At 67.5% G+C, this 8,409-nt stretch carries 3 protein-coding genes; all 3 read right to left on the bottom strand.

Features of this window, described 5'->3' with window-relative positions:
- Positions 1-476: 476 nt before the first annotated feature.
- Positions 477-4,334 (bottom strand): 1,4-alpha-glucan branching protein GlgB, encoded by a 3,858-nt coding sequence (gene glgB / locus RBS60_RS19190; RefSeq protein ID WP_307959144.1) that lies wholly within the window; start codon positions 4,332-4,334, stop codon positions 477-479.
- A complete protein-coding gene (gene treS / locus RBS60_RS19185; protein ID WP_307959143.1) occupies positions 4,331-6,127 on the bottom strand; it encodes a maltose alpha-D-glucosyltransferase in 1,797 nt (598 codons plus the stop codon). The genes glgB and treS overlap by 4 nt, the downstream gene beginning before the upstream one ends.
- A 75-nt stretch (positions 6,128-6,202) precedes the next feature.
- Positions 6,203-8,401, bottom strand: coding sequence for an alpha-1,4-glucan--maltose-1-phosphate maltosyltransferase (locus RBS60_RS19180; RefSeq protein WP_374049316.1), 2,199 nt, complete (start codon positions 8,399-8,401; stop codon positions 6,203-6,205).
- Positions 8,402-8,409 lie beyond the last annotated feature (8 nt).

The following is an 8,409-nucleotide window of genomic DNA, read 5'->3' as shown; positions in this document are numbered from 1 at the left end:
AAATGATCCGGCATCAACAACCCGGCACCACACCACAGGGGCGGCACAGCACCGGACAAAAGACACCAAAAAAACGGCATCAACAAAACTTGGCACACTATTGAGTTCTCAAACAACAGGCCCCCACGGTAAACCAGCCAGCCAAAGCCAACCAGCCCGTCCCGAAGCAACTTCTCAAACCTACCCGCTCCAATCCTCCGAGTCAAACCGGCCATCGGGCCGTATCTTCGTCGGTGGATCTGGCGGAAACTTGCTGCCACGCCGGGGTGATTCCCCGTCGGTGGCGCGGGATAAAACTATACCACCGTCGTGACCCCTGCGCCAACCGGACCCGTGCCAACCTACGCCAAGGGGGCACCCGGACCCGCGTGACCGGATGAACGGAGTCAACTGGGGAGAGCGAGAGGCCCGGATCCCGCAGGATCCGGGCCTCTCAGGCTCGGCGCAATACCACGCCTCGGCGACCCAGACTCAGGTCACGGGGTCTGGGGAGCCTCGGGGACGAGGTAGACGACCCCGAGCGGCGGCAGGGTCAGTACTGCGGTGGCCGGCTTGCCATCCCATTCCCTCGCCTCGGCAGCCACGAGGCCTCCGTTGGTCACGCCCGAACCGCCATACTCCGCATCGTCCGTGTTGACGACTTCACGCCAGCGACCCGCTTGTGGCAGCCCGATGGTGTAGTCGATCTGCGGATTGCCGGCGAAGTTCGCGATGCACACAAGTGGAGTGCCGTCGTCCGACCAGCGGATGAAGGAGAGCACGTTGTGGTCGGCGTCGTCGCCCCGGATCCACTCGTACCCGGACGGGTCGTTGTCCTTCTCGTACAGCGCAGGCGTGGCCCGGTAGACGGCGTTGAGCTGGGCGATGAGCTTCTGCAGGCCCTTGTGGGGCGCCAGATCCGCCATCCACCACTCGAGGCCGTGCTCCTGGTTCCACTCGCCCTCCTGCCCGAACTCGCAGCCCATGAACATCAGCTGCTTGCCCGGGTGGGCCCACTGGAACGCGTAGAAAGCCCTGAGGTTGGCCAGCTGCTGCCACCGGTCGCCGGGCATCTTGCGCAGCATCGAGCCCTTGCCGTGCACAACCTCGTCATGACTGATCGGCAGGAGGAAGTTCTCGCTGAACGCGTAGACAATCGAGAACGTCATCTTGTTGTGGTGCCACTTGCGGTTGACCGGGTTCTCTTCCATGTACTGGAGGGAATCGTTCATCCAGCCCATGTTCCACTTGAGCCCGAACCCCAGTCCGTTGAGCGAGGTCGGCTTCGTGACGCCGGGGAAGGCCGTGGACTCCTCGGCGATCATGACGATGCCGGGATTGCGCTTGTAAGCCGTCGCGTTGGTCTCCTGGAGGAACGAGATCGCCTCAAGGTTCTCGCGGCCGCCGTACTGGTTGGGCCGCCACTGCCCCTCTTCGCGTGAATAGTCGAGGTACAGCATCGACGCAACGGCGTCGACCCGGAGCCCATCAATGTGGAACTCCTCGAGCCAGTACTGAGCATTGGCCACGAGGAAGTTGCGGACCTCGGTGCGGCCGAAGTTGAAGATGAGCGTTCCCCAGTCGGGGTGCTCACCCTGCTGCGGATCCGCGTGCTCGTACAGCGGCTCACCGTCGAAGCGGGCCAGCGCCCATTCGTCCTTGGGGAAGTGCGCCGGCACCCAGTCCACGATGACGCCGATCCCCGCCTGGTGGAGCCTGTCGACCAGGTAGCGGAAATCGTCCGGGTGGCCGAAGCGCGAGCTCGGCGCGTAGTAGGAGGTGACCTGATAGCCCCATGACCCGCCGAACGGGTGCTCGGCAACCGGCATGAACTCGACGTGCGTGAAGCCCATCTCGGTCACGTACTCGACAAGCTGGTCGGCGAGCTCCCTGTAGCCGAGGCCGAGGCGCCACGAGCCGACGTGAACCTCGTACACGCTCATCGGCGAGTTGTGTGGATCGCCCGCGGCACGGGCCGTCATCCACTCCTCGTCCTTGAACGCATACCGGGACTCAACGACGCGCGACGCCGTGTGGGGCGGGACCTCGGTGCCGAAGGCCATGGGGTCTGCGCGCTCCACCCAGTGGCCGTACCGAGTGAGGATGCCGAACTTGTAGGACATGCCTGCTACTACGCCGGGGATGAAGACTTCCCAGACCCCGGAGGAGCCGAGGCTGCGCATGGCATGCTCGCGGCCATCCCATCCATTGAAGTCCCCCTTGACCTGCACCGCCTGGGCGTTCGGCGCCCAGACCTTGAAGGACGTACCCTCCACGGCGCCGAGGACCGAATGGTGGCGTTCGACATGGGCGCCCAGGGCGCGCCACAGCTCCTCGTGGCGGCCTTCCCCGATCAGGTGCAGGTCGAGCTCGCCGATGCTGGGCATGTAGCGGTACGGATCATCGACCGTCACGACGTGGCCTTCGCCGTACTCGACCTCGAGGCGGTAGTCCGGAACGTGGCCCGGACCAGCTTCGGGCGCCGTGCCCACCCACACCCCGTGGGCCTCGTGGGTGAGCGGTACGCGCCCGGCGGGGGTCACCGCGGTGACGCTTGTCGCGAGGTGCTTGAGTGCACGGATTGTCACCGTCCCCTCGCCGTCGAGATGCGCGCCGAGGACCGCATGCGGGGCGTGGGACGCGCCCGCCCCGACCCTGGCCAGGACATCGGGGTCCACAGCGATCGGGGCATGCTCGCCCGCACCCGCGACCGTGTGCGAGGGCGCCTGCATAACGCCTGCAGCCTGCTCCGCCGCCGTTGAAGGCATGCCCGGACGGACCGCGCCATCATGCTCCGCGGCACCCTGTCCGGCTCCGCGCTGTTCCGCGCTCGCCGCGTACTCTCCGTCTGCCACGTCCGTCTCCTCTCCGGACGGCGTCTCCGCCGAACCGATTGCCAGCCCTTCGGGCGCCCTCAGGACGCCGTCGAAGCTCTTCCGTGCTGGAATCTGGCCTCTCCCGGGGAGCCAGGCCTCGAGCGCGGTGCGCGCCGCGCGGAGGGGGATTTCGGCCCACGCTGGCCGGTTCCGCTCCTCATAGGAAACCTCGTACAACGCCTTGTCGAGCCACAGCGCAGCGAACAGCGCGGTGCCGAACGGGTTCTCTCCGCCGGCGACGGATTCGTATCCGTCCCAGTACGCCTCGCCGACGGCCTCGGCCCATCCTTCGGGCACTCGGGCCGCCGGGTCCGTCCGAAGGGCCGCGCCAGCCGCGTAGTCGAAGGACCGCAGCATGCCGATCACGTCGCGGAGGACGACGTCCGGCTGGCTCCGCTCCGCGACCGGGCGCAGCGGCTCGCCCTCGAAGTCGAGAATCGCGAACTGCCGCTCGCTGTCGGGGAAGTGCAGGACCTGACCCAAGTGGAAGTCACCGTGGATCCGCTGCACCACGAGCCCCGCACGGTGCTCCGCAAGCGTGGTCAAGAGGGATTCAAGAGCGGCATCCGGAACCCCTACGCTCGTGCGCACCTCTTCCCAGGCCGCCCGCAGTCGGTCGGAAAGGCGCCCCACGAAGGCGTCCACGGCGTCGCCGTCGAGCGTCTGCGTCCCGAGAGTGGCCGCGAGCGCAGCGTGGATGCGCGCCGTCGCCGCGCCCAGGCCCCGGGCCTCCTCGGAGAGGTCCCGGCCCTGGGCCGCCGCGTCGAGCGCGACCCGCCACATGTCCGTGCCGCCCTCGAGGAATTCATGGGCGACGGCGAGTTGGCCGCGAACGCTCTCACCCGACGTCGCGCGCCACTCGACATCGATCCAGCCCAGCGCGGTCGCGGCGTCGGCGGCGTGCGCATGGGCCAAGGCCGCCCCGAGCTCGACTTCAGGATTGAGGCCCTCTGCAAGCTGCCGGAAGACCTTGACCATCGCGTTGCCAGACGCCGAACGGACGATGATCGAGGAGTTCGACTGTTCGCCCCGCAGGAGCGCTGCGGTGAGATCGCCCGAGGGGAGGGAACCCTCGCCACTCGCGGTACCGATGGCTGCCGTCCCGTCTCCGCCAATGCGGGTACCGGAGGCCATGAGGCCGACCAGGGCCGCGGCGAACGCGGGCTCGTGCACGGCGTCGTACGCCCAGACGGGGACGCCGTCAAGGTCGCGGGCACGGCCCACGAGGGCCGCGTCCCCGCCGGCGACTGGGTCACGGCGCAGGGCCAGGGGAACATTGAGGACGGCCCCGAGCCGACCCGCCCGTACCCGCACGAAGAGCAGCTCGAGGCGAGGTGCGCCCTGCGGGGTGGGGAGGACGAGCCTACCCGCCGGGGCGAACTCGACCTCACGGCCCTTGGCAGGGAACCAGCGCTGCGCGGGGAGCCATTCCTCGAGCAGTGCGTGGAGCGTGGGGTGAAGGGCGGCGTGGTCCGTCATTCGACCAGCTCCCCTGTGACCTGTTCGGGGACGATCAGCGGCATGGCTGTGGTCACCGGGCTGGTCGGCACCGATGCGGCGTTCCGGATCCGCAGCCAGAAGTACCCGTGGGCCCCGAGCGTCACATGGAACCGCCCGTCTTGGCCGACCTGGGAAAACGGTTCGCCGCCGAAGACGTCGCGCATGCCCCGGCCTGCGAACTCCGGCATGTCCAAAGCCGTCGCGATCGGGTGTCCGGCGAGGTTGAACACACACAGGATGGCCTCGCCAGACTCACTGCGGAGGGCGTCGTCGGGCATCTCGCGAAGGTAGGCGAGCACCCGTTCGCTGTCCGCGGGAACGTTCCGGTACCCGCCGAGCCCGAACACCGGGTGCGCGCGCCGTACGCCGAGGATGTTCCGCATCCAACGCAGGAGGCTCCCGGAATGCGCCATCTCCGCCTCGACGTTGGCCATCGCGTAGTTGAACACGAGGGACTGGATCGTGGGGAGGTACAGCTTGCCGGGATCGGCCGTCGAGAAGCCCGCGTTCCGATCCGGATTCCACTGCATCGGCGTGCGCACGGCGTCCCGGTCCTCGAGCCAGATGTTGTCCCCCATGCCGATCTCGTCCCCGTAGTAGAGGAAGGGGCTGCCTGGCAGGGACAGGAGCAGTGCGTTGATGAGCTCGATCTCCGAGCGGGAATTGTCCAGGAGCGGCGCGAGCCGGCGGCGGATGCCGACGTTCGCGCGCATGCGGGGATCCGATGCGTACCAGCCGAGCATGGCCTCGCGCTCCTCGACCGTGACCATCTCGAGGGTCAGCTCGTCATGGTTGCGCAGGAACGTGCCCCACTGGGCTCCGCCCGGGATGGCCGGGGTATCGACCATCGTGTCGATGATCGGCTGGGCCTTCTGATCCCGCAGCGCGTAGTAGAGGCGCGGCATGATCGGAAAGTGGAACGCCATGTGGCACTCCGGCGCCTCCGAGGTGCCGAAGTACTCGACCACCTCGTGCGGGGGCTGGTTGGCCTCGGCAATCACGATGCGGCCCGGGTACTTCTGGTCCATGAACTCGCGCAGCTTCGCCAGGAAGACGTGCGTCGCGGGGAGGTTCTCGCAGTTGGTGCCGTCCTCCGCATAGAGGTACGGGATCGCGTCCGCGCGGATGCCGTCCACGCCCTGGTCGAGCCAGAACTGCACGACGTCGAAGATTGCCTGCTGGACCTTGGGGTTCTCGTAGTTCAGATCAGGCTGGTGGCTGAAGAAGCGGTGCCAGAAGAACTGCCGCCGGATCGGATCGAAGGTCCAGTTGGAATCCTCGGTGTCGATGAAGATGATGCGGGCGTCCTGGTACTTCTCGTCCGTGTCGCTCCACATGTAGAAGTCGCCGTAGGGGCCGTCGGGGTCGCGGCGGGACTCCTGGAACCAGCGGTGCTGGTCGGAGGTGTGGTTGAGCGGGAGGTCGATGATGATCCGCACACCGCGGGCGTGCGCCTCGGCAACGAGCCGCTGGAAGTCGCTGATCGATCCGAACTCGGGCAGCACCGACTCGTAGTCCGAGACGTCGTAGCCGCCATCGCGCAGGGGCGACTCGAAGAACGGCGGGAGCCAGAGGCAGTCGACGCCCAGCCACTGCAGGTAGTCAAGCCTGTCGATGAGCCCCTGGAGGTCCCCCGAGCCGTCCCCATTCGCATCGTTGAACGCCCGGACGAGCACCTCGTAGAAGACCGCCTTCCGATACCAGGAGGGATCATGCTTGAGGCCAGGGGCATTGACGTTGAAGTTCGGCTGTGGCTGCTGGCCGATGTTCATTGGTTCGGGGGTCTCCTTCGCGGCGGTCGCGCTGGTTCACGTCTACGCCACGTTAGCGTGGCGCCCACCTACCGGCTAGCGACGCACGTGGAGAATGTGCGCAGGCTCCACCTGCGCGTCGAGCCGCACGTAGTTGTGCTCACCCCATTGCCACGACTGGCCCGACACCAGATCGTCGACGCGGAAGGAGGCCCCGCCGTCGTGCGCCGCCCCGTCAAGGTGCAGCGCGGCGAGATCGAGGGTCACCGTGCTCTCGCGCGTCGAATGCGGATCGACGTTCGCGACGACGATGACGGTGTCCTTCGTGCCGTCGGGGAGCTCCTTGTGCTTCGAGAACACGACCGTGGAGTCGTCAGTGCTCGAGTGCAGCGTGAGGTTCTGGAGGTCCGCGAGCGCGGGGTGCGCGCGGCGGATCTCGTTCAAGCGGGTGATGTAGGGGGCGAGCGACCGCCCGGCCGCCTCCTCTCCCGCCCAGTCGCGCTGCTTGTACTCGTACTTCTCGTTGTCGATGTACTCCTCTGCACCCGGCCGCGCCACGTGCTCGAACAGCTCGAAGCCGGCGTAGACGCCCCACAGCGGGCTTGCGGTCGCCGCGAGCGCGGCCCGCACCTTGAACCCCGGCTTCCCGCCGAACTGGAGGAACTCGGTGAGGATGTCCGGGGTGTTCACAAAAAGGTTGGGCCGGTAGAACGGGGCCCACTCCTTGGAGATCATCGTGAAGAACTCCTCGAGCTCGGCCCGGGTGTTACGCCACGTGAAGTAGCTGTACGACTGCTGGAACCCAGCGCGGCCGAGGGCCTTCATCATGGCCGGGCGGGTGAACGCCTCGGCGAGGAACACGACGTCCGGATCCTTCTTGGCGACCTTGCCGATGAGCCACTCCCAGAACCACACGGGCTTCGTGTGCGGGTTGTCGACGCGGAAGATCTTCACACCGTGGTCGATCCACAAGTGCACGATCCGCAGGATCTCCTTCGACAGGCCCTCGGGATCGTTGTCGAAATTGAGCGGATAGATGTCCTGGTACTTCTTGGGCGGGTTCTCGGCGTACGCGATCGTGCCGTCGACCCGGGTCGTGAACCATTCGGGGTTGGAGGTGACCCACGGGTGGTCCGGGGAAGCCTGGAGTGCAAGGTCGAGTGCGACCTCGAGGCCGAGCTGCTCGGCCCGGGCCACGAAGGCGTCAAAGTCCTCGAATGTCCCGAGATCGGGATGGATCGAGTCGTGCCCGCCCTCCGCGGCGCCGATCGCCCACGGCGAACCCGGGTCGCCCGGACCCGCGGTCAGCGTGTTGTTGGGGCCCTTGCGGAACGCGCGGCCGATCGGGTGGATCGGGGGCAGGTAGATGACGTCGAAACCCATCGCCGCAACGCCCGGGAGGCGATCCGCAGCGGTGCGGAGGGTTCCCGAGGTCCATTCACCGGTCTCCGGGTTGCGGACCGCACCCTCGGAGCGGGGGAAGAACTCGTACCACGCGCCGCGACCGGCGCGCTCGCGCTCGACGAGGATCGGATAGTGCTCGCTGGCCGAGACGAGCTCGCGGATCGGAAGGCGTCCGACGGCGGCGAGCACCTCGGCGCTCTCCCCCGCTTCAAGTCGTTCAACGGAACTGCGGGAGCCGTCCGCGAGCGCGTATGACGCCGCGCGGAAGGTTCCGCGGTCAGCCTCGGTGCGCTCGTCGTCGTCCGCGGCCTCCGCGAGCAGCGCGGCGCCCTCCGCGAGCATGAGCTCGACGTCGATGCCCGCCGCGACCTTGATCTCGGCGTTGTGGTGCCACGTGCCGTAGCGGTCGTGCCAGGCCTCAATCGTGAACGTCCACTCCCCCGCCTTGGTGGGGGTCAGGATGCCCTGCCAGCGGTCCAGCCCCTGGCCGAACGGAGAGAGCCGCACGCGCTGCTTCTCCTTGCCCTTCGCGGAGTACAGGACGGCGCTCACGCCCAGCTGGTCGTGGCCCTCCCGGAACGCTGTGGCGCCGACGACGATACCCTCGCCGGCTACTGCCTTGGCGGGGAATGCACCGCCCTCGATCACGGGCGAGACGTCCGTGATGGGAAAGCGTCCGAAACGCAGCTTGGCGGGGATGCTCGGCTCGAGTGCGGGCACAGGTCGTCCTTTCGCAGTGCGAACGTTGGCCGGTTTCCTCTTGTCGAGGAGCCGTCCCTGCGCCACGATAGCCCGCCGCGCATCCGATTGCGAAGGGCATGACGCGGCCTCCGCGCCCGTCAACCGGCGTGTTGGGCGCAGTTCACCGCCCTGTAACGTGACCCTCTTCATCGGCGCGC

This window comes from Sinomonas sp. ASV486 (assembly GCF_030908215.1).
GTDB classification, from domain to species: Bacteria; Actinomycetota; Actinomycetes; order Actinomycetales; family Micrococcaceae; genus Sinomonas; species Sinomonas puerhi.
Note: the sequence above shows the minus strand (reverse complement) of the source record. Positions and strands in the feature narration are given on the sequence as shown.